We start from the raw sequence: 24,009 nt of genomic DNA on the forward strand, positions 1-24,009 counted from the left end.
CGGTATCGGCGGGCAGGCCTTTCCGAGAATAGCGGACGAGCCTGTGCGCAGGGTGTGTGTGCGATCACCCCTGCGGCGCGACCCGGGGCCGACGGAGTCAGAGTTCGAGCGTGCAGTCCCCGGCAGCCGCGGAGATGCACGTCTGGATCCGCTCGCCGTGCGCATGCTCCTTGCCCGAGCGCAGATCTCGGACGTGACCGTCGGTCAGCGGCACCACGCACGTCTGGCAGATACCCATGCGGCAGCCGAAAGGCATTCGCACACCTGCCTTCTCACCGGCCTCCAACAACGTGGTGGCGCCGTCCACCGCCACCGTGCGGTCGGAGACGGAGAACGTGACCGTGCCGCCGTCGCTCGGCGCGCCGGTGCGCACGATCTCGAAACGCTCGGTGTGCAGGTTCTCCGAGATGCCTGCCTCCCGCCACACCCTCTCGATGTCGTCGAGCATCGCCGCCGGACCGCACGCCCACGTCTGACGCTCGCGCCAGTCCGGGTAGTGCTCGTCGAGCGAGCCCAGATCGAACTTGCCGTCCGAACGGGTGTGCTGCACGTGGGACACGACCGAGTCGTACTTCGCGTCGAGCGCCGCCAACTCCGAGGCGAACATCACGTCGTCCGCCGTGGGAGCCGAGTGCACGTGCACCACGTCGGGCATGTGGCCGCGCGAGTCGAGACTGCGCAGCATGCCGATCACCGGTGTGATGCCGCTGCCGGCCGTGACGAACATGATCTTGGCGGGTGGCGGCTCCGGAAGGGCGAAGTTCCCCTTCGGCGCGGCGAGCCGCACGATCGTGCCCGACGGCACACCGCCGACGAGATGCGAGGACAGGAAACCTTCCGGCATCGCCTTGACGGCGATGGAGATCTGCTTGTCCTTCCAGTCGGGCGGCGACGTCAGGGAGTACGACCGCCAGTGCCACCGACCGTCGACGTGGAGGCCGATGCCGATGTACTGCCCCGGCCGGTAGTCGAAGTCGAAGCCCCATCCGGGCTTGATGACGATGGTCGCGGCGTCGCCGGTCACCTTCTCGATCCGCACGATGCGGCCGCGCAATTCGCGCGCGGACCACAGCGGATTGGCCAGGTGCAGGTAGTCGTCGGGAATCAACGGCGTGGTGATGCGCGCGAACGCACCGCGCACCACGTTCAGCGACGGCCGCCGCGGGGACGACACACTCGCGGCCGGGGCTTCGAGCCAGTCCTTGATTCCCATGTCACATCTCCTCGGTCGAGCGGCCACCACGGACGCAGTCGACGACTGCGACGAAACAGGGCGGTGTCAGAGCAGTTCCGGTGTCAGAGCAGTTCCAGGAGAAACGGTATCTCCTGCGGTGCGTACCAGGCGAGTTCGTGATCCTCGACGTCGCCCAGCACGAACTCGGCGTCGGGATCCCCCAGGTCGGCCGCGTCCACCGCGGCGACAGCGGCGCTCACGGCGGACTCGGCCGCCGCGAGATCGACGTGGACCGCCGCCACCTCCGTCAGGGAGAGCGGCGCCGGCAGGCGGACCACGGCGTCGTCGAGATCGGGACGCAGGGTCACCGGATCGACGTCGGCGGCGATGACGACGCGGCGGAAGCTCGGAGTGGCGTCGGCGACCTCGTCGGCGTCCCCGTCATCGTCGGAGTCGAGTTCCGGCTCACCGCCGATCAGGCGCAGCGACGCCCGCGCGGCCTCCCGCAGCGCGACGTCGGCCAACTCGTCGTCGTCACCGGCGACGTACGCCTCCCGCAACGTCGGCGTCACGGCGAAGGCCGTCCGACTGATAGGCGAGAACTCACCCTCGTCCACCAGTGTCTGCAACATCCGCATGGTCGCCGGAACGAACACCCTCACCTGCGCCTCATTCCCTCACCGTCGTCAGCGGACGTTCTTGTCGTCGCGCGCCGCGTCGACCAGTTCCTCGAGTGCCTCGTGCAGCAACGTGGTGATCACGTCGATGTCCGGCATCGCTGCCCGGTCCGCGTTCACACCGTAGTAGACGTTGCCGTCGTACGACGTCAGGCCGATGCTGAGCGCCTGATTGCGCACGAGCGGCGGCACCGGATACATCTCGAGCATGCGTGCACCGCCCGCGTAGAGCGGGAACTGGGGGCCGGGGGCGTTGGTGACGATGATGTTGAACATGCGCTGCGACAGGCTCGACCCGACGCGCGCACCCATCGCGTGCAGCGTGGCCGGCGCGAACCCGGACAGCGTGATGAGGGTCGACGCCGTCACACCGCGACTCTGTCCCAGGTGAGCCTCCGTCGCGTGCGACACGTGGGACAACCGCACCACGGCGTTCGGTTCGCCCACGGGCAGATCGATGAGGAAGGACTCGACCTCGTTGGGCGGCACGTCGCCCTCGTCGCCCGTCCCCGTGGCGGCCGCGTGCACCGACAGGGGCACCATCGCGCGCACCGTCGTGTACGGGCCGATGGGCTCACCGCGCGAGAGCAACCAGTTCCGCAGAGCACCGGACACGACCGTGAGCACGACGTCGTTGACCGTCCCCCCGAACTTCGACCGCACCATCCGGTAGTCGTCGAGATCGGTCTTGGCCACCGAGTACCGGCGGTTGCGGGAGATGGTCGTGTTCAGTGGACTCGTCGGTGCCGTCTGCGCCGCGGTGCGGACCACCGCCGCGAACTTGCCCACGGCGCGTACCGCCTCGCCGGCGGCGCGGGTGACGTCACCGACGGCTCCGCGCACCGCCTCCACGCCCTCCCCCGGCCGCGACACCATCTCGGCGAGCGCCCCGGCGACGAGCGCCTTCTCCGACGGTTCCCGCGCGGGCATCCACAGCTCCTCGGCCATCGGAGTCGGAGCCTTGGTGGCGTCCAGGATGACCTGACTGATCTCGAGCGCCTTGTCGCCGTCCACGATCGACGAGTGCGACTTGGTGAAGATCGCGAACCGGTTCCGTGCCAGACCCTCGACCAGGTACATCTCCCACAGCGGACGCGTGCGATCGAGAGGGCGTGAGGTGAGTCGCGCGACCAGGTCGTGCAGCTGTTCGGTGGATCCCGGCTTGGGCAGCGCGGAACGCCGGATGTGGTACGTGATGTCGAAGTCGCGGTCGTCGACCCACACGGGGCGAGCCAGGCCGAAGGCCACCTCGCGCACCTTCTGGCGATAGCGCGGAACGAGAGCGAGCCGGCTCTCGACGAGGGTGAGCAGTTCGTCGTAACTGAAGCCCCCGCGCGGGAGCCGGAAGATGGCGAGCGACCCCACGTGCATGGGAGTCGTACTGGCCTCCAGGAAGTAGAAGGACGCGTCCTGAGTGGTGAGTCTGGTGGCCAACGCGCGAATCCCCTCGGTCGAGTGTGACGGGTCCCAGTCTCGCACGACAGATGAGACCGACCACGCTCACGATCGTCCTGGCGGTCCGCGCCGTGTCGGTTCCCCGTCGTCCTCGTCGGAATTCACCGACCCTGACGGGCTGCGGTGTGACGACGCCCCGCGTCTGCCTCGACGGGCCGGAACCGCGTCCGTGCGTGCGACACTCGCCGCACACCGGCCGTGGCCGCACAGGTACGAGCATGGAGGGGAACGCATGACATCGGAGGTCGTTCACGTGGCGCGGTTGCCGAGATCCGAGCCACCCGAGGTCGGCGCGACTCCCACGCGTGCACGCCCGACGACCCGGTCCGCGGGCCGAGCGCTCTCGTCGCCGCGCCCCGGCCCGCACTCGGGACGATCGACCTCGCGACCGACCCGGCCCGTCGTCGGACCGTCGGAGGCCGACGCGCGCACCGCCGCCGCGGCGCGGCACGTCGCCGATCGCGTCCTGCGTCTGACACTCGAGGTGGTGGACCGTCGCCGACCCGCGGCGTCCCTGCGCGCGGTGCTGTCACCGGCCATGGTCGGAATGGCGACGGCCCTGTCGACGGCGGCCGTGCCGGGCCGAACACTCGGTGTCGCCGTCGTCCGGACCGTGCACGTGCGCGCCGCCGGTCCGGTGCCAGACGGCGCCGGGCACGGCGACGTCGAGGTCTTCGGCACCTACTCGCGTGGTGACCGCGTGTTCGCCGTCGCGGCACGACTGACGGCACGGCGCAACACCACCGGTCCGGCCTGGGTGCTCACGAGCCTGCGCCTGTCCTGAGGCGGCGGTCGCCGCCCCCGGACGAGCAGATCACTTGCGCCGCTTGGCCTTCGGTGCGCGCTTGACCGGCTTGACCCCGGCCCGAGCCGCCTCGCGGCGCTCGCGTCGAGTGCCGGAGCTCGACTCGCCCGTCGGCGACCCCGACCCGGCGCGGCGGACCGAGGTGCCGCCCGTCTCGTCGGGACCGGAATAGGTCAGGCGACCGGTCGACTCGTCGTCCAACCCCTTGGCGCGCAGCGCGGCAGGTGCGGCGGGCCGCGGTTCGGGCGCCGATTCCGGCGTGGGTGCGGGTCGACGCTGCGCCGGCGCCGCGGGGGCGGCCTGCGCTGCGGGGGCGGCCTGCGCTGCCGGCGCCGGTCGGGCTGCGACGGGCGACTGCAGTCCCGCGCCCACCTGCAGGCCCGCGGAGGCCGCGGGGCTCGGCGCCGCCGCCTCGACCTGCAGGTTGAAGAGGAACCCGACGGACTCCTCCTTCAACCCGTCGAGCATGCCGGTGAACATGTCGTAGCCCTCGCGCTGGTACTCGACGAGGGGATCGCGCTGCGCCATCGCGCGCAGACCGATGCCCTCCTTGAGGTAGTCCATCTCGTAGAGGTGCTCACGCCACTTGCGGTCGAGCACGGACAGCAGCACCCGTCGTTCGAGCTCGCGCATACCGCCCTCGCCCGCGATCTCGTTGATCTCCGCCTCACGCGTGGCGTAGGCCGCGCGGGCGTCCTCGAGCAGCGCCTCGCGCAGGTCGTCCCGCGACAGGTCGCCCTTCTCGCCGAACTCGTTCTCCGCCGCGAGGTCGGTGTGCTGCACGCCCACCGGGTAGAGCGTCTTCAGCGCGGTCCACAGCTGTTCGAGGTCCCAGTCCTCGACGTAGCCCTCCGAGGTGGCGCCGTCGACGTACGCGGTGACCACGTCGGTGATCATCTGCTCGACCTGGCCCTCCATGTCCTCTCCGCGGAGGATGCGGCGACGCTCCTCGTAGATGACGGTGCGCTGCTGGTTCATCACCTCGTCGTACTTGAGGACGTTCTTGCGGATCTCGAAGTTCTGCTGCTCGACCTGCGTCTGCGCGCTCTTGATGGCCTTGGATACCATCTTGGCCTCGATCGGGACGTCGTCCGGGAGGTTGAGTCGCGTCATGATCGACTCGAGAGCGGCACCGTTGAATCGGCGCATCAGCTCGTCGCCGAGCGACAGGTAGAACCGGCTCTCCCCCGGGTCGCCCTGACGACCCGAGCGTCCTCGCAACTGGTTGTCGATACGGCGCGAGTCGTGCCGCTCGGTACCGAGGACGTAGAGACCGCCCGCGTCGCGGACCTTGTCCGCGTCCTCGCGGACCTGGTCCTTGACCTTCTCCAGCGTGGGCTCCCACGCCGCCTCGTACTCCTCCGGCGACTCGACGGGATCGAGCCCCTGCCCGCGCAGCGCGAGGTCCGCGATGATGTCCGGGTTGCCGCCGAGCACCACGTCGGTTCCTCGACCCGCCATGTTGGTGGCCACCGTCACCGCGCCGGACCGGCCGGCCTCGGCGATGATGGTCGCCTCCTGCTCGTGGAACTTGGCGTTGAGCACGTTGTGCGCGACACCGCGCTTGGTGAACTGCTTGGACAGGTACTCCGAGCGCTCGACACTGGTGGTACCGATCAGAACCGGCTGACCCTTCTCGTGCCGCTCGACGACGTCGTCGACGACGGCACTGAACTTGGCTTCCTCGCTCTTGTAGATGAGGTCGCCGTTGTCCACACGCACCATCGGGCGGTTGGTGGGAATGGGGATGACACCGAGCGAGTACGTCTGGTGCAGCTCGGCCGCCTCGGTCTCGGCGGTACCGGTCATGCCGGAGAGCTTGTCGTACAGACGGAAGTAGTTCTGCAGCGTGATCGTGGCGAGGGTCTGGTTCTCGGCCTTGATCTCCACCTTCTCCTTGGCCTCGATGGCCTGGTGCATGCCCTCGTTGTAGCGGCGCCCCACCAGGATGCGGCCGGTGAACTCGTCGACGATGATGACGTCGCCGTCTCGGACGATGTAGTCCTTGTCGCGCTGGTAGAGCTCCTTCGCCTTGATGGCGTTGTTCAGGTAGCTCACCAGCGGCGAGTTGGCGGCCTCGTACAGGTTGTCGATGCCCAGCTGGTCCTCGACGAACTCGACGCCCGCCTCGTGCACACCCACCGTGCGCTTCTTGATGTCCACCTCGTAGTGGACGTCCTTCTTCATCATGGGGGCGATGCGGGCGAACTCCGGGTACCACTTCGACGACGCGTCCGCGGGGCCCGAGATGATCAGCGGGGTACGGGCCTCGTCGATGAGGATCGAGTCCACCTCGTCCACCACGGCGAAGTTGTGTCCGCGCTGGACCAGGTCGTCCAGCGAGTGCGTCATGTTGTCGCGGAGGTAGTCGAAACCGAACTCGTTGTTGGTGCCGTACGTGATGTCGGCCGCGTAGGCGGCACGCCGCTCGGCGGGCGTCATGCCCGAGAGGATCACGTCCACGCTCAGTCCGAGGAAGCGGTGAACGCGGCCCATCCACTCCGAGTCACGCTTGGCCAGGTAGTCGTTGACCGTGACGACGTGGACGCCGTCACCGGACAGCGCGTTCAGGTACGCCGGGAGGACGCAGGTGAGGGTCTTGCCCTCACCGGTCTTCATCTCGGCGACGTTGCCGAAGTGCAGCGCGGCGCCGCCCATGACCTGGACGTCGAAGTGGCGCTGGGACAGCACCCGCTTGGACGCCTCGCGGGCGACCGCGAACGCCTCGGGCAGCAGTTCGTCGAGGCTCTCGCCGTCCTGGTGCCGCTTCGTGAACTCGTCGGTCTTCGCACGCAGTTCGGCGTCCGACAGGGACTCGACGTCCGGCGACAGGGACGACACGTGGTCGGCGATGTGCTTCAGCCGCTTGACCATGCGACCTTCACCGACACGGAGCAACTTGGACAACGACAACGTCGGCACGGGCTATTCGTCCTCAATATCGGGTACGTGGGGCGTGAACCGAGCCCGTCCACACGGGGGGCGCAGTTCGATGCGAAGAGACCTCGTCGGTCTCCCGGCGGAACCATCGTAGGCGTCGAGCCTGACAGCGCGCTGTGAGGCACACCGGATGTTCCGTGCACGACACCGGGCGCCCGCCGGAGCGGACGCCCGATGTGGTCGGCGCGGCGGTGCGAGCGTCAGGACAGACGCAGCAGTCCGTAGTCGAACGCGTGGCGGCGATAGACGACCGACGGCCGGTCGGACTCCTTGTCGTGGAACAGGAAGAAGTCGTGGCCCACGAGTTCCATCTCGTACAGGGCGTCGTCGACGGTCATCGGCACGGCCGGGTGTTCCTTGACGCGCACCACGGTGCCCGGGCCCTCGGTGGCGTGGTCGTCGACGGCGGGCGCCTCCTCGACGGGGGCAGTGACGGCCTCCTCGACGAGTGCGGCGGTCGCCTCGGCCACCGACACGGGCCGCTTCTCCCCGTAGTGGACCTTGCGGCGGTCCTTCGTCCGTCGGAGACGGCTCTCGAGCTTGGTGGTCGCCGACTCGAGGGCGGCGTAGAAACTGTCCGCGCAGGCCTCGGCACGCGCGACGGGCCCCTTGCCCCGCACGGTGATCTCGACTCGCTGGCAACTCTTGGACTGACGACGGTTGCGTTCGTGGAACAGCTCGACGTCGAACAGGTGGATGGTGGGATCGAAGCGCTCGAGGCGAGCGAGCTTCTCGGAGACGTACAGGCGGAAGTGGTCGGGTATCTCGACGTTGCGACCCTTGACCACGACCTCGGCGGCGGGTTCGGCGCTCGAGCTGTCGTCGGCCGGGACGGCACTGGGTGCATCGTCGAAGTAGACGGAATCCGCAGTGGTGTCGGTCGAGTCGAGGGCCGTGGAGTCGTTCTGCTCCGGACCATGGGCGTGAGCTTCGCGGGGATGCGCGTGCACCCGGTGGGTGCTCGTGTGTGCAGTCGTCACTGGTGACGTTGTCGTCATACGTACCTCCCGATAGAGGCCGCGCCGAGATCGCTTCTGGCGCAGCGGAAGAACGGTGACACCGGAGCGCGGACCGCCCGGCGCCTTCGGTGGTGAGGCATCACCTCCAGACCCGGTAGCGAGGATCGATCGTGGCCCTGACCGTAGTCGCTCCCCGGGTGGTCTGCCACTGTTCACGGGATATTCACGGGACCTTTTCAGGCTCCCTTTCCGGCACCGGGACAGGTACTGCGACGTCAGCGCACGGCGGCGAGAACGAGCACCGCGTCGACACCGACACCGGACCGTCGCAGTGCCGCCACCGACTCCGCGGCGGTGGTTCCGGTGGTCACCACGTCGTCGACGAGCAGCACCGGTCCGCGACCGATCGCGGCGATGCCCCCGCTCCGGACACGGACCCGCCCCCGCAGGTTGTCCGCACGCTCGTCGGCGGTGAGACCGACGGAGTCACGCACCTGCGCGTCCACCCGCAGCACCGACACGACGCGCACGTCCTCCGGTGCGAGCACCCGCGCGACACGGCGGCAGGTACGCAGGATCGGATCACCACCGCGCGCCCGTGCCGCGCGGCGTCGGGACGGGGCCGGGACCAGCACGAGGGGCGACAGCTCGGGTGGATCGATCTCCCCGGCGTCGCGCAGGCGCGTCACGGCGGCGGCGAGGGCGACCCCGAGCGGTGCCGCGAGATCCCGTCGACCGCGTTCCTTCATCGCCAGGATCGACGCACGGTGCGGGCCGGCGTACGGGCCGAGCGCCCAGCACGGCACCCCGGGATCGACACGCGGCCGCACCGACCCCGGCGCCGCGTCGAGCGCGCAGGCGCAGGCGGGGCACCACGAGGCGTCGACACGGGCGCAGCCGCCGCACTCGCGGGGCAGGATGAGGTCCAGCAGGGTCGTCGGCACCGGGACACTGTGTCGCGGGGCTCCGACAGAGTTCGCCGCTCGTCAGCCCGGTAGGACGGGCACGGACTTCGTGCCGGTCAGGCCGGGCACCTCGCGCCAGTAGCGGTCACTCGCCGGGTCGCTGTCGTCGATCTGGAACACGGCGCGCGAATCGGCCACGTAGGTGCTCGACGCGGAGGCGTCGACGGACACGACGGGAGCGGTGAGGTTGCGGCTGGGCAGCCCGTCGAGACGTGAGCCGTCGACCGCCACCTGCACGATCGGGATGTCGGTCGCCGCTCGGGCCACGACCACCGTGTCACCGGTGCTCCAGTCCAGGGACAGCGCCGCGCTCGCCAGACCGTTGGCCACCGCCTCGGGCTCGCGGAGTGCGTAGGTGCCGTCGGCGCGCCGCACCACCACCGCCACGTAGACGGCGCCGTCCACGATGAGAGCCGCTCGCACCCCGTCGCGGGAGAGCCGCAGTTCGGTGATCTGGCCGCCGAGCTCGGCGATGTCGGCGGAATCGACGTCCACCACCGACACCTGTCCGGTGGCCGGGTCGCGGACGGCGCGCTTGACCACGGTGCCGTCCACGACGGCCCACACGGCGTCGCGGTCGGGACCCCAGGTTGGCCGGGTGATCGAGCCACCCTCCGCGACCGGGAAGGCGTTGCCGCCGTAGGAGCCGATGAGCAGCGCGTCGGGCGGCTGCGGCGCCGCACGACCGGTGTCCGACACGGCCGCCACGAGCGTTCCGTCGCTGGACAACGAGATGGACCGCATGTTGTTGACGGTGCCGAAGTAGCCGGGAACCGGTGTCACGCCGTCGGTTCCGATGCGGACGAGCCCGCCGTTGCGCAGTGCGTGCAGGCCCACGTCGGCACCCGTCACCGCCAACGGATCGAATTCTGCGACCTCGGCGGTGGTCCAGCCGTCCGGATAGTTCGGGTCCAACGGCGCGCCGTCCGAGAGCAGGACGTAGGGACCCGACACCTCGGCCTCGGCCAGTGTCCAGATGATCTGCGCAGCAAGTAGTTCGCGGGTCGCGCGGTCCAGCGCACCGGCGCCCCGGAAGTCGATGCGGACACCGCCGAGACCGATGCCGACGGCCGAGGTACGCCCGTCGGCTTTCGTGATGGGACCGGCCGTGGTGACACCGTTGAACACGTTGCGCACCGCCGGCTCCAGCGACAGTCGCGGACCCGCCTGCAGCAGTGCTGTCAGGGTCTCTGTCATCCGGTCCTGCGTGGTGTTCACCCAACGCTGATCGGGCACCAGTTCGGTGCCGGTGGGATCGACGAAGTACAGCGACTTGCGCTGGTACGAGGTGAGGAACTGGGTGCGGTCCATGACGACTCCGGACGGCAGCTCGTCGATCCGCCACTCGCCGTCCTCGCGGGCCAGCGTCACCTGGGTCTCGAACGATCCCTGCTCGGCGCGGTACTGCCCACCCTGATCGAGCTGCCCCACCCGGTTGGCTCGGATCGTGTACTGCGCGGCGTCACTCGACCGGGAGTCCTCGAGGACGTCCACCTTGTCCACGACGATCGCGCTGGCGCCGTCGTTCCACTCCGAGGCGGCGTTCGCCGTCAGGAACTGACGTGCACCCGCGTGGTCGTCCGCCGGATCGGTGCTGGCCTTCACGAAGTCGCGGACCAGAAGATTGGGTTCACGACCGGCGGCGGGAACGGGGAGTTCCTGCTCGACGGGCCCGCGCGCGACGGTGCCGATGGCCTGCGGCGCTGACGACGCGGGCAACGACGCGCATCCGGACGCGACGAGCGCGAGCGCGGCCACGCACGCCACGAGGGCGGCTCGTCGCCGCGGCACGGTGCGGTCTCTCACGGTCGCTGCTCCCCCGCCGTGGCGCCGACACTCGTCGGGCGCGCCGCCGGAAGCGGCTGTCCCTGTGCGTACCTGCGGCCCGCGGGTCGCAGCGGCAGGGGACTGGACACGACCTTGCGACCACGCACGCGCGGCAGCGTGAAGCGGAACCAGGCGCCCTGGCCCGGTTCGCCCCAGGCCTCGAGCTTGCCGTCGTGCAGGCGGGCGTCCTCGAGACTGATGGCGAGCCCCAGGCCTGTACCGCCCGAACGTCGCACGCGGGACGGATCCGACCGCCAGAAGCGGTTGAACACGAGCTTCTCCTCACCGGGGCGCAGTCCCACACCCTGGTCCCGCACGACGAAGGCGGCGGCGTCGTCGTCCGCGCGCAGGCGCAGCAGGACGGGCTTGCCCTCCCCGTGGTCGAGAGCGTTCGCCAACAGGTTGCGCAGCACGCGTTCGACACGGCGCGGGTCCACCTCGGCGTTGACCGGCTCGTCGGGCATGTCGACGATCAGCTCGGTGCCCGTCTCGCGGGCGAGGTGCCGCACGGTGGACACCGCGGCGCGGGCGCACATACGGAGATCGAGTTGCTCCGACGCCAGTTCGGCGACGCCCGCGTCGTGGCGGGAGATCTCGAGCAGATCGTTGAGCAGTGTCTCGAAACGGTCCAGCTCGGCGACCAGCAACTCGGACGAGCGCTTGAGCAGCGGATCGAGACTCTCACTGGCGTCGTGGATGAGCTCGGCGGCCATGCGGACGGTGGTGAGCGGCGTTCGCAGCTCGTGCGAGACGTCGGACGTGAACTGGCGCTGCAGGTTTCCGAACTCCTCGAGCTGGGTGATCTGCTTCGACAGGCTCTCGGCCATCTCGTTGAACGACATGGCGAGCCGGGCGATGTCGTCCTCGCCGCGCACCGGCATCCGTTCCTTGAGCCGGCCGTCCGCGAAGCGCACCGCGATGCGCGACGCCGATCTGATGGGGACCACCACCTGCCGGGCGACCAGCATCGAGATGGCCGCGAGCAGCACCAGCAGGACCGCACCGCCGATGAGCAGGGTTCCGCGCACGAGGGCGAGGCTGCGATCCTCTCCCGCGAGGGGGAACACCAGGTACAGCTCGAGGGTGGAGAGGTCCGACGCGGTGGGACTGCCGACGATGAGGGCCGGACCCGAGTAGCCGTCCGGTTCCGACACGGTCGCGTACTGGTAGCTCACCTGGCCGGCCTGGACGAACGAGCGCAACGTCTGCGGGATCTGGTCGGCGGGACCGGTGAACAGCTCGTCGCGGGCTCCGTCGCCGGGGACGATGAGCACGGGGTCGAACGTGCCGGCGGACGTGCTGTCCGCGCCGCTCTCGGTGTCCCGGCTCGTCAGACCGGACCGAGCGAGCTCCAGACGGTTCGAGATCGACGTCGAGTCGTCGCCCGCCAATTGGCTCTCGACGGACGCACGCGCGCGATCGAGCTCCTTCGTGGCGGCGTCGATCTTGGTGTCGAGAAGTCGATCCGTGATCTGACTCGTGAGCACGACGCCGAGGATCGTGATGACGATGAGGGAGAGCGTCAGCGTCGACACGACGACGCGCAACTGCAGCGACCGACGCCATGCGTGACCGGCGGCAGCCCACATGGACCGGGACCATCGCACCAGAGGCGAGAAGGTTCCGTTGATGCGTCGACGGGAGCGGGACGTGAAGATCACCGACCGTCCCGCAGTCGATCGGCTCCGATCACGGCGGGCCGGCCTTGTACCCGACACCGCGCACGGTGAGAACCACCTCGGGGTTCTCCGGATCCGTCTCCACCTTGGCGCGCAGTCGCTGGACGTGCACGTTCACGAGGCGGGTGTCGGCGGCGTGCCGGTATCCCCACACCTGTTCGAGCAGCACCTCGCGGGTGAAGACCTGACGAGGCTTGCGGGCCAGCGCCACCAACAGGTCGAACTCGAGCGGCGTCAGCGAGATGAGCGAGCCGTCGCGGGTGACCTTGTGCGCCGGAACATCGATGACGACGTCGCCGATCGACAGGAGCTCGGCCGGCTCCTCCTCGGTGCGTCGCAGGCGCGCACGGACGCGCGCCACGAGCTCCTTCGGCTTGAAGGGCTTCATGATGTAGTCGTCGGCGCCGGACTCGAGTCCCAGCACGACGTCGACCGTGTCGGTCTTGGCGGTGAGCATCACGATCGGCACACCGGAGTCCGCCCGCAGCACGCGGCAGACGTCGATGCCGTTCATACCGGGGAGCATCAGGTCGAGCAGCACCAGATCCGGTCGGTTCTCCCGGACGGCGGACAGCGCCTGGGTGCCGTCTCCCACCACGAACGGCTCGAATCCCTCACCGCGCAACACGATGGTGAGCATCTCGGCAAGAGCCGTATCGTCGTCGACGACCAGAATTCGTGGCTTCATGACGACTATCGTGTCATCCCGTCGTACTCCGCAGTCTGATTGAGAAGTTCGGCGGCGAGTCTCGTCACGTCGACCTGCTCACCGTCCGCCTGCGCGCCGTTCACGACGAACCACGGCGACATCCACGACGAGGCCGCGAGTCCCGCGTAGACCGCCGCGGTACGGGCCTGGAGACCACCGTCGCGCTCGTACGCGTCGCGGGCCCGCGACGGATCCTCCTGCTCCCGACCACGCGCGCGATGCTCCGCGACCTCGACCGGAACGTCGAGGAGGATCTGGGCGGAGGGACGCGGCAGGACGAGGCGATCGAACTCGAGCGCGCGCACCCACTCGACCATCGCACCGTCCGCGTCCTGGTGGACCCGCGCGGCGGAGTACGCCGCGTTGGACGCGACGTAGCGATCGAGCAGAACGACGTCGTGCCGGTGCAGCATCCGACGGAGGTCGGACACCGCACCGGCACGATCGAGGGCGAACAGCACTGCCATCGAGTTCACCCCGGCGGCGAGATCGCCGTGCTCACCGGCCAGCGCCTCGGCGGCCAGGTCGGCGTGGATCGACTCCCCGTAGCGGGGGAAGCCGACGCGGACGGCGTCCACCCCGGCGGCCTCCCACGCGTGCGTGAGGCGGGACGAGAGCGTGAACTTGCCTGCTCCGTCGACGCCCTCGATCGCGATGAGAGTGCCCATCGACTCCACTCCTGCCTGTCGAGGCCTACGGGACCGAGTGTCAGTACCGGTAGTGCTCGGGCTTGTACGGGCCCTCGACGTCGACACCGATGTACTCGGCCTGCTCCTTGCTGAGCTTGGTCAGCGTGCCACCGAGAGCCTCGACGTGGATCTTGGCGACCTTCTCGTCGAGGTGCTTCGGCAGGCGGTAGACCTCGTTGTCGTACTCGTCGGGCTTCGTCCACAGCTCGATCTGCGCGATGACCTGGTTCGAGAAGCTGTTGCTCATGACGAACGACGGGTGACCGGTGGCGTTGCCGAGGTTCAGCAGACGACCCTCCGAGAGGACGACGATCGACTTGCCGCTGGAGAAGATCCACTGATCGACCTGCGGCTTGATGTTGATGCGTGTCGAACCGGACCGCTCGAGACCGGCCATGTCGATCTCGTTGTCGAAGTGGCCGATGTTGCCGAGGATGGCCTTGTCCTTCATCGACCGCATGTGGTCGAGCGTGATGATGTCCTTGTTGCCCGTCGCGGTGATGACGATGTCGGCCTTGCCGATCGCCTCGTCCACCGTGACGACGTCGAACCCGTCCATGAGCGCCTGGAGCGCGTTGATCGGGTCGACCTCGGTGACCTGGACGCGCGCGCCCTGGCCGGCCAACGACTCGGCACTGCCCTTGCCCACGTCGCCGTAGCCGCAGATCAGGACCTTCTTGCCACCGATCAGCACGTCGGTGCCGCGGTTGATGCCGTCGATCAGCGAGTGACGGGTGCCGTAGGTGTTGTCGAACTTGCTCTTGGTGACCGAGTCGTTGACGTTGATCGCCGGGAAGGTCAGCTCGCCGGCCGCGGCGAACTGGTACAGGCGCAGCACGCCGGTGGTGGTCTCCTCGGTGACACCCTTGACCGACTCGGCGATGCTCGTCCACTTGGTGGCGTCCTGCGCGAGCGACTCGCGGAGCAGTCCGAGGAAGACCTTGTACTCGTCGGAGTCGCGGTCCTCGTCGACGGGCGGCACGACGCCGGCCTTCTCGAACTGCGCACCGCGCAGCACCAGCATCGTGGCGTCTCCGCCGTCGTCGAGGATCATGTTGGCGTGGCGGGGAGTGCCGTCCTCGGCGACCGGCCAGGTCAGCATCTTCTCGGCGGCCCACCAGTACTCGGCCAGCGATTCGCCCTTCCAGGCGAACACCGGGATTCCCTGCGGATCCTCGGGCGTGCCGTGGGGTCCGACGACGATCGCGGCGGCGGCGTGATCCTGGGTGGAGAAGATGTTGCACGATGCCCACCGCACCTCGGCTCCGAGCGAGACCAGCGTCTCGATCAGGACGGCGGTCTGGACCGTCATGTGCAGCGACCCGGAGATCCGTGCACCCTTCAGCGGCTGCACGTCGGCGTACTCGCGACGCAGGGACATGAGGCCGGGCATCTCGTGCTCCGCGAGGCCGATCTCCTTGCGGCCGTACTCAGCCAGCGAGAGATCCGCGACCTTGAACTCGATGCCACCGCGGATGTCCGCCTGCAGCGCCTCGGTGCTCGAAATGTCGGGGGATGTCGATGTCGTCATTGTGTGATGCCACTCCTGTCGGCTGATGATCGGCTTCCAGGCTATCGGCTCACGGCTGCCCGCGGGTGGGTCGGGGCCACGACGTGTCCGGTTCCGTCGTCTCGCGCCGACGGGTCAGGCGGCGGCGGCGCGTTCGGGAACGGTCGCCCAGCGCCGTTCCAGTCGAGCGCGGGCGCTCGGCTGCAGGTTCGCGCGGGTGACGTCGCCGTCGTAGTGCGCGACGACCCTGGGGTCCATCACGCGACGCCACAGGGGCGGGACGGCCGCGAGGACGACCATCGTCGCGTAGCCGGCCGGCAGTTGCGGCGCCTCGTCGAAGGTGCGCAACGTCTGGAACCGGCGGCCCGGGTTCGCATGATGGTCGCTGTGCCGCTGCAGGTGGTACAGGAAGATGTTGGTGACGATCCGATCGCTGTTCCAGCTGTGCCGCGGCGCGCACCGCTCGTACCGGCCCGTGGGTGTCCGTCCCCGGAGCAGCCCGTAGTGCTCGATGTAGTTGACGGACTCGAGGGTCATCACGCCGACCACCGCCTGGAGCACGAGGAACGGCAGGATGCCGACGCCGAAGACGGCGACCAGGACACCGAAGAGTGCAGCGGACATCGCCCACGCGTTGAGCACGTTGTTGCGGATCGTCCACACGCCGCTGCCCTTGCGCTCGAGACGCTGCTTCTCCAGCTCCCAGGAGGACACGAGGCCGCCGCTGACACTGCGGGACAGGAACCGGTAGAGGGACTCGCCCATGCGCGCGCTGGCCGGGTCGGCGGGCGTCGCGACACGCGCATGGTGTCCGCGGTTGTGTTCGACGTGAAAATGGCCGTACAGGCTCTGCGCCAGAGCGATCTTGGCCAGCCAGCGCTCGGTGCTCTCCACCCGATGACCGAGCTCGTGCGCCGCGTTGATCCCGATGCCGGCGACGAGACCGACACTGACCGCGTACCCGATCTTGTCGACGGCGGACAGGGTGCCGAAGGTGACGAGGTAGCACGCGACACCGAGCCCCGCGTACTGCACCGGAAGGAACAGGAACGTGCACCACCGGTAGAAACGGTCGTGCTGCAGGTCCTGCACCTGCGCGTCGGACGGATTGTTGCCGTCCTCCCCCGCCAGCGCGTCGACCACGGGGATGACCAGGAAGAACAGCATCGCGCCGCTCCACCAGAAGGCCGACACCCCCGTGTGCAGAACCAGTTGGGACGGCAGCAGTGCCGAGGCGGGCGCCAAGATCCCCAGTAGCCAGAGCAGCTTCTTCGGGTCGTGCCACCGCCGCGCCATACGTCAACTCCTCGACATCGAGTGGACTCCGTGGCGGACTCGTGCCCACCGCAGAAACAAACTTCCGGTCTCGAATCCGAGTGTAGAGCAAGTAGCGCGACGGTCCGACGATCCGAATGGTGAGATCGGTCCGTTATCGGCGCGAAATATGGTGACTAGTGGGTGTCGTCCGCATGCTGCCGGGCTCCGAGCACCGAGTGGCGGCGGCTGTAGCCGAAGTACACCACGACTCCGAGCGCCATCCAGACGACGAACCGCAGCCACGTCTCCACCGACAGGTTCAGCATCAGCCACACGCAGGCCAGCACGGCGAGGATCGGCACCAGCGGAACCAGGGGGACGCGGAAGCCGCGCTTCAGGTCGGGACGGGTTCGACGCAGGACGACGACACCGATGGAGACCAGGACGAAGGCGAACAGGGTGCCGATGTTGACCATCTCCTCGAGCGTCCCGATGGGGAAGAACGCCGCGAGAAGGCCGACCACGATGCCGACGAGCACGGTGATGCGCACCGGGGTGCCACGGCTCCCCGTCTTCGCGAGACGACGCGGCATCAGACCGTCGCGCGACATCGCGAAGAGCACGCGCGACTGTCCCAGCATGAGCACCATGACCACGGTCGTGAGTCCGGCCAGCGCACCGAAGGAGATCACCTTCGACGCCCAGGTGATGCCGTTAAGTTCGAACGCCGTGGCCAGGGTCGCGCCCTCGCCACCGAGTTCGGTGTACTTCACCATTCCGGTCAGCACCAGGGTGACCGCGACGTACAGGATCGTGACGATCAGGAGCGAGCCCAGGATTCCGCGCGGCAGGGCCTTCTGCGGATCGGACGCCTCCTCGGCCGTGGTGGCCACCACGTCGAAGCCGATGAACGCGAAGAACACGAGACTCGCGGCGGCCAGGAGTCCGTACCAGCCGAAGTTGCTGCCCTCGGCGCCGGTGACGAAGGAGAACAGCGACTGGGTGAGGCCCGACTCCTTCTCGGCGGGGACGGCGGGCGGGATGTAGGGCGAGTAGTTCGCCGCTTTGATGTAGAACGCTCCGACCACGACGATGAGCAGCACGACGCCCACCTTGATCGCGGTGATGACGAGGGAGACGCGCGAGGAGATCTTCACACCCGTCGCGAGCAGGACGGTGAGCACCGCGACGATGACCAGGGCACCCCAGTCGACGTCGAGTCCGCCGATGGACACCACGGGCGACGACGTCCCGAGTACCTCACCGAGGTACAGGGACCAGCCCTTCGCCACGACGGCCGACGCGAGGGCGAACTCCAGGATCAGGTCCCAGCCGATGATCCACGCGACGAACTCTCCGAAAGTGGCGTACGAGAACGTGTACGCGCTGCCCGCGACCGGCACCGTCGAGGCGAACTCGGCGTAGCAGAGCGCGGCGAGTCCGCACGCGACCGCGGCGAACACGAAAGCGAGCGAGACGGACGGGCCCGCGACGTTCCCGGCGGTGCGCGCCGTCAGGGTGAAGATGCCCGCACCCACGGCGACCGCGACACCGAAGACGGTGAGATCCCACGATGACAGGCTCTTGCGAAGTTTCGTGTCCGGCTCGTCCGTGTCGCGCATCGACTGCTCGATGGACTTCGTTCTGCGCAGACCGGTGTTGCGCGAACCGGGTGCGTCCTTGCCGTCGATGGTCACCGTCGAAACTCCTCACGTCCTCCGGGCGGCCGTCGACCGCCCGAGGTCATCGTCACACGAACAGTGAACTAGGCGGGACGTATCCGCCAGCGTGTCGGGGCCGTCAGATCCCGCCGACGCCCGCCACGAACACGCGAGCCGAGTCGGTGAGAGCACACAGCTGCGGGTCCGGATCGGACGCGGCGATCCAGACGGCACTTCCCCGCTCCACGACCAGGGTGGACTCACCCGAGGAGACCTGTACCCGACCGTCGACACACAGGACGATGCGCGGCGCGGCGTCACCGTCGTGCGCGAGCGTCCACGGCTCACCGTCGCCGGACGCCGCGGACAATTCGACACCGACGAGTGCGAACTCCGGTGCCGGCGTGGGATAGCGCACCACGTGCGGACGGCTGGTGTCGGCGACGAGGACCGGTGAGTCGAGCGGCTCGAAGTCGAGCACCCGCAACAGTTCCGGGACGTCGACGTGCTTGGGTGTGAGTCCCCCACGCAACACGTTGTCCGAGTTGGCCATGATCTCCACCGCGGTTCCGCGCAGGTACGCGTGGAGGTTTCCGGCGTCCAGGTACAGAGCTTCGCCCGGCTGCAGCGTGACCCGGTTGAGCAGCAACGCCGCGAGCACGCCCGCATCGCCGGGGTAGTACTCCCCCAATTCCAGTGCGGTGCGCAGTTCCGGCACGAAGGTGCGGTCCCCGGTCTTCTCGGCACGTTCGAGAGCGCGGACGCACGCGTCCAGAACGGCCGGCAGCACGGAGTCCAACGCCCGCTGCGGCAGAGTGATCCACGAGGTGAAGAGGGTGCGCAGGCCGCTCGAATCCGGTTGCGCGGCAAGCATCTCGGTGTAGGGACGCAGCTCGTCCGCATCGAGCCGACCGAACAGCTCCACCGTCTCGGCGGGACTGCGGAACCCGGCGAGCGCGTCGAACTCCGTCAGGGCGACCACGAGCTCGGGCTTGTGGCTGGCGTCCTTGTAGTTCCGGACGGAGGCGTCGAGGGGCACGCCCGCGGCGTTCTCCCGTCGGAAACCCTCGCGCGCCTGGTCCGAGGAGGGGTGAGCCTGCAGCGACAGCGGCTCCTCGGCCGCCAGGAACTTCACGAGGAACGGCAGGCGCGGACCGTGCCGCTCCACCACACCGGTTCCGAGCAGTCCGGTCGGATCGGAGTCGATGGCCTCGAGCAGCGAGACCCGACCGCGCGGCGTGACGAGATGCGCCGGGTCGCCCGGATGAGCACCGAACCACAACTCCGCCTCGGGATGCCGGGTGGGTGCGGGCACGCCGCGCAGTTCGGCGAGAGCCGTGCGCGAACCCCACGCGTAGGACCGTGCTGTTCCGTCGAGGAGATTCACCGACCACCACCTGCCGTCGTCATCGCTGCGAACCCGGACACGGCTGGGGTCACTCCCTGCCTCCCGAGGCCTGAGAATTCGAGAGTTGGAGATAGGCCGCCGCGGCCTCGATCCGCACCGCCAGGACGAGCGCCCTGCGCAGCGACGCCCCGACCGGCGTCGTGGGACCGGGCACCGCGGCGGGCGCGGGCGCCTCCAGATCCGTGCGGGGACCACCGTCGTCGTCGGCGCGCACCACGTCGACCTCACCCAGGACGGCCACCCGCCGGCGGACCAGACTGTCGTCGGGGTCGGTCGACACGGTGAACACCCGAACGGGATCGGCCGGGGGCGGACCGTCGAGTTGGTCGTCGTGGAACAGCGGGTCGTAGTCGACACTGCCGCTCTCGGCGGAGTCCCCACCGATCGCGCCGAGGTCGTGGATCACACCGACGGCATCGGAGAGTTCGGTGGCCGCCGCCACGACGCCCGCGGCCCGCAGAAGGGACGCGGCTCCGTGCCGGGCCACCTCGGTCGCCACCACGCCGTCACCGGTCATGAGGACCCGACGACCCGCCATCCGGGACGCCAGACCTTTCGCGGGATTCTGGAACACCTCGACGGACGCGTGGTGCCGCATGGCCTCCGCGTCCACCGCGTCGGCCACCGCGTCGAGGTCACCGACCGACGACGCCGGGTCCACCGCAGCGAGTACCGCGGCCATCACCGCGACGTGCCGGGCGTAGGAGTTGCGATCGAGGACACGGACTCGCGGCGGGAAGGACACCACCCGGCCGGCACCGGCGTCCGCGACAGGACCCTCGTCCGGTACGGCCACCACGACCTCGGCGCGCCGACGTACCCCGGCGGCGACGGACTCCGCGATGGCCGGATCGCCGGCGTCGTCGCCGGCCACGACCACGACGTCCAGGGGTCCGACCCACGGCGGGGTCGCGGGGAGCGAGACGACCGGCACGCCGGCGGTCGGAGCGAGGACCGCGGCGACCAGCGCCGACGCCCTCCGGGCGGGACCGGACGCGGCGACGAGCACGACACTGCGGGGACGCAGACCGTCCAGCGGCGCCAGCAGGCCCTCGCGGACGGCGGACGCGGTGGCGCGGATCTGTGCGCCGGCCAGCGCGGCGGAGTGCAGTGCGCCCAACGAGTCCGCAGCCAGTATCGCGCTCGCGTCGTCGAGATCGACGTACGCCGAAGGAGCAGTCATGGGCACCTCACCCGCCTCTCTCGTTCCGTATCCCCCACTATGTCAGTCCGCAACCGTCACGCGCGGACGATGCTCAGGATCTCCGTCGTCAGGCGGTCCACGTCCTCGGGGGTGCGTGCCTCGACATTGAGTCGGAGCAGGGGCTCGGTGTTGGAGGCGCGGAGGTTGAACCACGCGCTGTCACCGAGATCGACCGTCACACCGTCCAGTTCGTCGGTGGAGACGGTGCGATCGGCGAACGCCGCGACCACCGCGGCGGTGCGCTCACGAGCGTCGGCCACCGTCGAGTTGATCTCGCCCGATGCCGCGTACACCTCGTACTTGCGCATCAGGGCGGACAACGGCTCGTCCTGTGTCCCGAGCGCGGCGAGCACGTGCAGCGCTGCGAGCATGCCCGAATCGGCGCCCCAGAAGTCGCGGAAGTAGTAGTGCGCCGAGTGCTCGCCGCCGAACACCGCGCCGGTCTCGGCCATCAGTGCCTTGATGAACGAGTGGCCGACCCGGGTGCGCACGGCGGTACCGCCGAGCAGCTCCACCAACTCGGGCACCGACCGTGAGGTGATGAGGTTGTGGATGATGGTCGAGGAGGGGTGCTTGCCCAGCTCCCGCTCGGCCACCAGCGCGGTGATCGCGGACGGTGAGACGGGCTCGCCGCGCTCGTCCACCACGAAGCAGCGGTCCGCGTCGCCGTCGAACGCGAGGCCGATGTCCGCGCCCGTCTCGGTGACGAACTTCTGCAGATCGACGAGGTTCGCCGGCTCCAGCGGGTTCGCCTCGTGGTTGGGGAACGTGCCGTCGAGTTCGAAGTACAGGGGGTGCACGGTCACCGACGTCGGGTCCAGGACCGCGGGCACCGTGTGCCCGCCCATGCCGTTGCCGGCGTCCACCGCGACCGACAGCGGACGGATGTCGCTGATGTCCACGAGGTCGCGCACGAACGTGGCGTAGTCCGCGAGCACGTCCTGCTCGCTGATCGTGCCCGGCGCACCGTCGAACGTCGGGACGCCGTCGATGATCTCGGCAGAGATGGTGGCGAGTCCCGAGTCCTGGCCGACGGGCTTCGCGCCGGCCCGGCACAGCTTGATCCCGTTGTACTTCGCCGGGTTGTGGCTGGCCGTGAACATCGCACCGGGGCAGTCGAGCCGACCGGAGGCGAAGTAGAGCTGGTCGGTCGACGCGAGGCCGATGAGAACGACGTCGAGACCCTGTGAGGTCACCCCTCGCGCGAAGGCGGCCGACAGTGCGGGAGACGAGTCGCGCATGTCGTGCCCGACCACGACGCGCTGCGAGACGCCCTCGCCGCGTACGAGTCTCGCGAAGGCGGCCCCCACGTCGGCGACGAAGTCCTCGTCGATCTGCTCTCCGACGACACCGCGCACGTCGTACGCCTTGATGACGCTGTGAACCAGGTCAGCTGGTCGGGCCACTGCACACTCCTGCATCTGGGACGAACCGGACGGATCACGCACGACGACGAGTCGGCGAGACCATGCTGGGAGCCTAGTGCCCGGGGGCGACGCGCGAGCAGTCCTGCAGCCCGACGCCGCGCGCAGGAACAGTCGTTCAGCTGGTGGGGTCGGGAAGAACGCGCAGATGTCCGCGTCGACCCGTGCGTGTCGGCGCGGCGGCCGGTACGTCGGCGGAGGTGCGCGTGTCGAACGACGAACCACGTCGACCGAGGGACGGAGCGGGACGCTCACGCGCACCGGCCTCGCGGACGGCCTCGGCGAGTGCGGTCAGATCGTCGTCGTCGGGGCTGGACGTGGAGAACCCACCCTCGTAGCGCACCATCTCCCACCCCTTGGGGGCGGTGATCGACGAACCGTGCACCTCGCACAGATCCCAGGAATGGGGCTCGTCCACGGTGGCGAGAGGTCCGACGACGGCGGTCGAGTCGGAGTACACGTACGTCAACGTCGCGACGGCCGGTCTCTTGCATCCCGGTCGGCAGCATCCCCGCACAGCTCTCACAGGTCGAACCCTAGCGCGTGTCCTCCGGCGTGCCTCGCAGGACACGGTCGTAGCATGGGCGCGTGTCGTTCACCGGATCCTCTCAACCCCGCGGCCGCGCCGGCGGCCGTCCCGGACGGGAACATCGGGCGTCCAGCTCCCGGTCCGCGGCGCGGCGGGGTCGCGGAATGCGCGGCACCCTGTTCCCCGACACGGTGCCCGCACGCAGGTCTCGCGCCGAGAAGTTCGATGCGGCGGTGCTGGACGCGTTCGCCGAGATCGACCGCAAGTGGCACGACCGGCTGACGAAACTGGACATCGCCGTCGACGACGTGCCGAAGATCCGTGCGGTGGACCCTGAATCGGTGAACTGGCCACCCGAGGTCGTGGCCGAGGGCCCGGTGCCGCTGTCGAGACTCGTTCCGGCGGGAGTGGACACGCGCGGAGCGACGACGCGGGCTCGGATCGTGCTGTTCCGTCGGCCCCTCGAGCGGAGAGCACACGACTCGCTGGAGCTGACGGACCTGGTGCACGACGTGTTGGTGGAGCAGGTGGCGACCTACCTGGGGGTCACGCCCGAGGTGGTCGACCCCGACACCGAGGACGACTGACACCCCGGCGCCTGCAGCGCGTCGTTCGGCGGCTGCGGTGACGCGACGCGTCAGATGATGCCGCGCTTGAGGCGGCGACGTTCGCGCTCGGACAGCCCACCCCAGATGCCGAACCGCTCGTCGTGCGCCAAGGCGTACTCGAGGCAGTCGTCCTTCACCTCGCACCCGAGGCAGATGCGCTTGGCCTCGCGCGTCGAGCCGCCCTTCTCCGGGAAGAACGCCTCGGGATCGGTCTGAGCGCACAGAGCGCGCTCCTGCCACTGATCCTCGAGCGGATCCATGTCGCCCGGCACCAGACTCAGATGCAGTGCGGGCGCAGGCATTCCGAGGCTCGTGAGCGGCGGGTCGACGTCGTCGACCGAGACGTCCTCCGGGTCGATCCCGTCCACGGGGTCCGCCGGGGCGTCCTCCGTCACGGCATCCACGTGCAGTACGTCGTCGAGTTCCCCGACGGGGGACTCCTGTCGACCGAGGTCGTGGTGTTGTTCCGGCATCACGTCCGCCTCCTCACCTGTTCGAGCGCAGTTGTTGTCGGTCACTTGTGTCGATG

20 protein-coding genes are annotated in these 24,009 nt (G+C 69.2%); 2 read left to right on the forward strand and 18 right to left on the reverse strand.

Annotation, left to right across the window (positions count from 1 at the left end; genetic code table 11):
- Positions 1-97 precede the first annotated feature (97 nt).
- The 3 genes from OHB23_RS16500 to OHB23_RS16510 form a co-directional block, all read right to left on the reverse strand.
- Positions 98-1,213: a ferredoxin reductase gene (locus OHB23_RS16500; RefSeq protein WP_328809918.1), complete on the reverse strand. Its 1,116-nt coding sequence runs from the start codon at positions 1,211-1,213 to the stop codon at positions 98-100.
- Between the two features lie 83 nt (positions 1,214-1,296).
- Positions 1,297-1,836, reverse strand: coding sequence for a DUF6912 family protein (locus OHB23_RS16505; protein WP_442972990.1), 540 nt, complete (start codon positions 1,834-1,836; stop codon positions 1,297-1,299).
- A gap of 24 nt (positions 1,837-1,860) precedes the next feature.
- Positions 1,861-3,285, reverse strand: coding sequence for a WS/DGAT/MGAT family O-acyltransferase (locus OHB23_RS16510; protein WP_027506863.1), 1,425 nt, complete (start codon positions 3,283-3,285; stop codon positions 1,861-1,863).
- A 253-nt stretch (positions 3,286-3,538) separates the two neighbouring features.
- On the opposite strand from OHB23_RS16510, the gene OHB23_RS16515 reads away from it, so the two are divergent.
- Positions 3,539-4,090, forward strand: a complete 552-nt coding sequence (locus OHB23_RS16515; RefSeq protein ID WP_051613604.1) for an Rv3235 family protein — start codon at positions 3,539-3,541, stop codon at positions 4,088-4,090.
- A gap of 30 nt (positions 4,091-4,120) precedes the next feature.
- Here OHB23_RS16515 and secA read toward each other — a convergent pair whose 3' ends face one another.
- The 14 genes from secA to OHB23_RS16585 form a co-directional block, all read right to left on the reverse strand.
- Positions 4,121-7,033 carry a preprotein translocase subunit SecA gene (secA, locus tag OHB23_RS16520; RefSeq protein WP_328809919.1) on the reverse strand — a complete coding sequence of 971 codons (2,913 nt, stop codon included), beginning with the start codon at positions 7,031-7,033 and terminating at the stop codon, positions 4,121-4,123.
- Positions 7,034-7,251: 218 nt separating this feature from the next.
- Positions 7,252-7,839 carry a ribosome hibernation-promoting factor, HPF/YfiA family gene (gene hpf / locus OHB23_RS16525; protein WP_027506865.1) on the reverse strand — a complete coding sequence of 196 codons (588 nt, stop codon included), beginning with the start codon at positions 7,837-7,839 and terminating at the stop codon, positions 7,252-7,254.
- Between the two features lie 446 nt (positions 7,840-8,285).
- A complete protein-coding gene (locus OHB23_RS16530) occupies positions 8,286-8,954 on the reverse strand; it encodes a ComF family protein (RefSeq protein ID WP_056447788.1) in 669 nt (222 codons plus the stop codon).
- A gap of 42 nt (positions 8,955-8,996) precedes the next feature.
- Positions 8,997-10,781, reverse strand: a complete 1,785-nt coding sequence (gene lpqB, locus OHB23_RS16535) for an MtrAB system accessory lipoprotein LpqB (RefSeq protein WP_374197706.1) — start codon at positions 10,779-10,781, stop codon at positions 8,997-8,999.
- On the reverse strand, positions 10,778-12,463 hold the full coding sequence (mtrB, locus tag OHB23_RS16540; protein ID WP_027506868.1) for an MtrAB system histidine kinase MtrB: 1,686 nt from the start codon (positions 12,461-12,463) through the stop codon (positions 10,778-10,780). The genes lpqB and mtrB overlap by 4 nt, the downstream gene beginning before the upstream one ends.
- A gap of 28 nt (positions 12,464-12,491) precedes the next feature.
- Positions 12,492-13,169, reverse strand: a complete 678-nt coding sequence (mtrA, locus tag OHB23_RS16545; RefSeq protein ID WP_027506869.1) for an MtrAB system response regulator MtrA — start codon at positions 13,167-13,169, stop codon at positions 12,492-12,494.
- A 5-nt stretch (positions 13,170-13,174) separates the two neighbouring features.
- Positions 13,175-13,858 (reverse strand): dTMP kinase, encoded by a 684-nt coding sequence (locus OHB23_RS16550; RefSeq protein WP_222638677.1) that lies wholly within the window; start codon positions 13,856-13,858, stop codon positions 13,175-13,177.
- Positions 13,859-13,898: 40 nt separating this feature from the next.
- A complete protein-coding gene (ahcY, locus tag OHB23_RS16555; RefSeq protein ID WP_037186733.1) occupies positions 13,899-15,410 on the reverse strand; it encodes an adenosylhomocysteinase in 1,512 nt (503 codons plus the stop codon).
- A gap of 114 nt (positions 15,411-15,524) precedes the next feature.
- Complete coding sequence (locus OHB23_RS16560) at positions 15,525-16,685, reverse strand: alkane 1-monooxygenase (RefSeq protein ID WP_222650418.1); 1,161 nt, start codon at positions 16,683-16,685, stop codon at positions 15,525-15,527.
- 155 nt (positions 16,686-16,840) lie between these two features.
- Complete coding sequence (locus tag OHB23_RS16565) at positions 16,841-18,268, reverse strand: amino acid permease (RefSeq protein WP_328811666.1); 1,428 nt, start codon at positions 18,266-18,268, stop codon at positions 16,841-16,843.
- 178 nt (positions 18,269-18,446) lie between these two features.
- Positions 18,447-19,694 (reverse strand): mannose-6-phosphate isomerase, class I, encoded by a 1,248-nt coding sequence (manA, locus tag OHB23_RS16570; protein WP_285188831.1) that lies wholly within the window; start codon positions 19,692-19,694, stop codon positions 18,447-18,449.
- Between the two features lie 49 nt (positions 19,695-19,743).
- Complete coding sequence (locus OHB23_RS16575) at positions 19,744-20,898, reverse strand: hypothetical protein (protein WP_027506874.1); 1,155 nt, start codon at positions 20,896-20,898, stop codon at positions 19,744-19,746.
- Between the two features lie 56 nt (positions 20,899-20,954).
- Positions 20,955-22,325 carry a phosphomannomutase/phosphoglucomutase gene (locus OHB23_RS16580; RefSeq protein ID WP_056448043.1) on the reverse strand — a complete coding sequence of 457 codons (1,371 nt, stop codon included), beginning with the start codon at positions 22,323-22,325 and terminating at the stop codon, positions 20,955-20,957.
- Positions 22,326-22,461: 136 nt separating this feature from the next.
- The gene (locus OHB23_RS16585) at positions 22,462-22,869 is read right to left on the reverse strand and encodes a DUF3499 domain-containing protein (protein ID WP_200933827.1); all 408 of its coding nucleotides are present in this window, start codon (positions 22,867-22,869) and stop codon (positions 22,462-22,464) included.
- Positions 22,870-23,036: 167 nt separating this feature from the next.
- Between OHB23_RS16585 and OHB23_RS16590 the strand changes: the two genes are divergently transcribed.
- On the forward strand, positions 23,037-23,459 hold the full coding sequence (locus OHB23_RS16590; RefSeq protein ID WP_051613606.1) for a metallopeptidase family protein: 423 nt from the start codon (positions 23,037-23,039) through the stop codon (positions 23,457-23,459).
- A gap of 50 nt (positions 23,460-23,509) precedes the next feature.
- Here the strand turns inward: OHB23_RS16590 and OHB23_RS16595 are convergent, their stop codons facing one another.
- Positions 23,510-23,740 carry a WhiB family transcriptional regulator gene (locus OHB23_RS16595; RefSeq protein ID WP_197027846.1) on the reverse strand — a complete coding sequence of 77 codons (231 nt, stop codon included), beginning with the start codon at positions 23,738-23,740 and terminating at the stop codon, positions 23,510-23,512.
- Between the last annotated feature and the right edge of the window lie 269 nt (positions 23,741-24,009).

This window comes from Rhodococcus sp. NBC_00294, from assembly GCF_036163995.1.
GTDB lineage: Bacteria > Actinomycetota > Actinomycetes > Mycobacteriales > Mycobacteriaceae > Rhodococcoides.

Coding starts and splice junctions, on each gene's coding strand:
- OHB23_RS16500 (WP_328809918.1), bottom strand. CDS start 1,213: ATGGGAATCAAGGACTGGCTCGAAGCCCCGGCCGCGAGTGTGTCGTCC.
- OHB23_RS16515 (WP_051613604.1), top strand. CDS start 3,539: ATGACATCGGAGGTCGTTCACGTGGCGCGGTTGCCGAGATCCGAGCCA.
- mtrA (WP_027506869.1), bottom strand. CDS start 13,169: ATGAAGCCACGAATTCTGGTCGTCGACGACGATACGGCTCTTGCCGAG.
- OHB23_RS16550 (WP_222638677.1), bottom strand. CDS start 13,858: ATGGGCACTCTCATCGCGATCGAGGGCGTCGACGGAGCAGGCAAGTTC.
- ahcY (WP_037186733.1), bottom strand. CDS start 15,410: ATGACGACATCGACATCCCCCGACATTTCGAGCACCGAGGCGCTGCAG.
- OHB23_RS16560 (WP_222650418.1), bottom strand. CDS start 16,685: ATGGCGCGGCGGTGGCACGACCCGAAGAAGCTGCTCTGGCTACTGGGG.
- OHB23_RS16565 (WP_328811666.1), bottom strand. CDS start 18,268: ATGCGCGACACGGACGAGCCGGACACGAAACTTCGCAAGAGCCTGTCA.
- OHB23_RS16575 (WP_027506874.1), bottom strand. CDS start 20,898: ATGACTGCTCCTTCGGCGTACGTCGATCTCGACGACGCGAGCGCGATA.
- OHB23_RS16590 (WP_051613606.1), top strand. CDS start 23,037: ATGCGCGGCACCCTGTTCCCCGACACGGTGCCCGCACGCAGGTCTCGC.
- OHB23_RS16595 (WP_197027846.1), bottom strand. CDS start 23,740: ATGGATCCGCTCGAGGATCAGTGGCAGGAGCGCGCTCTGTGCGCTCAG.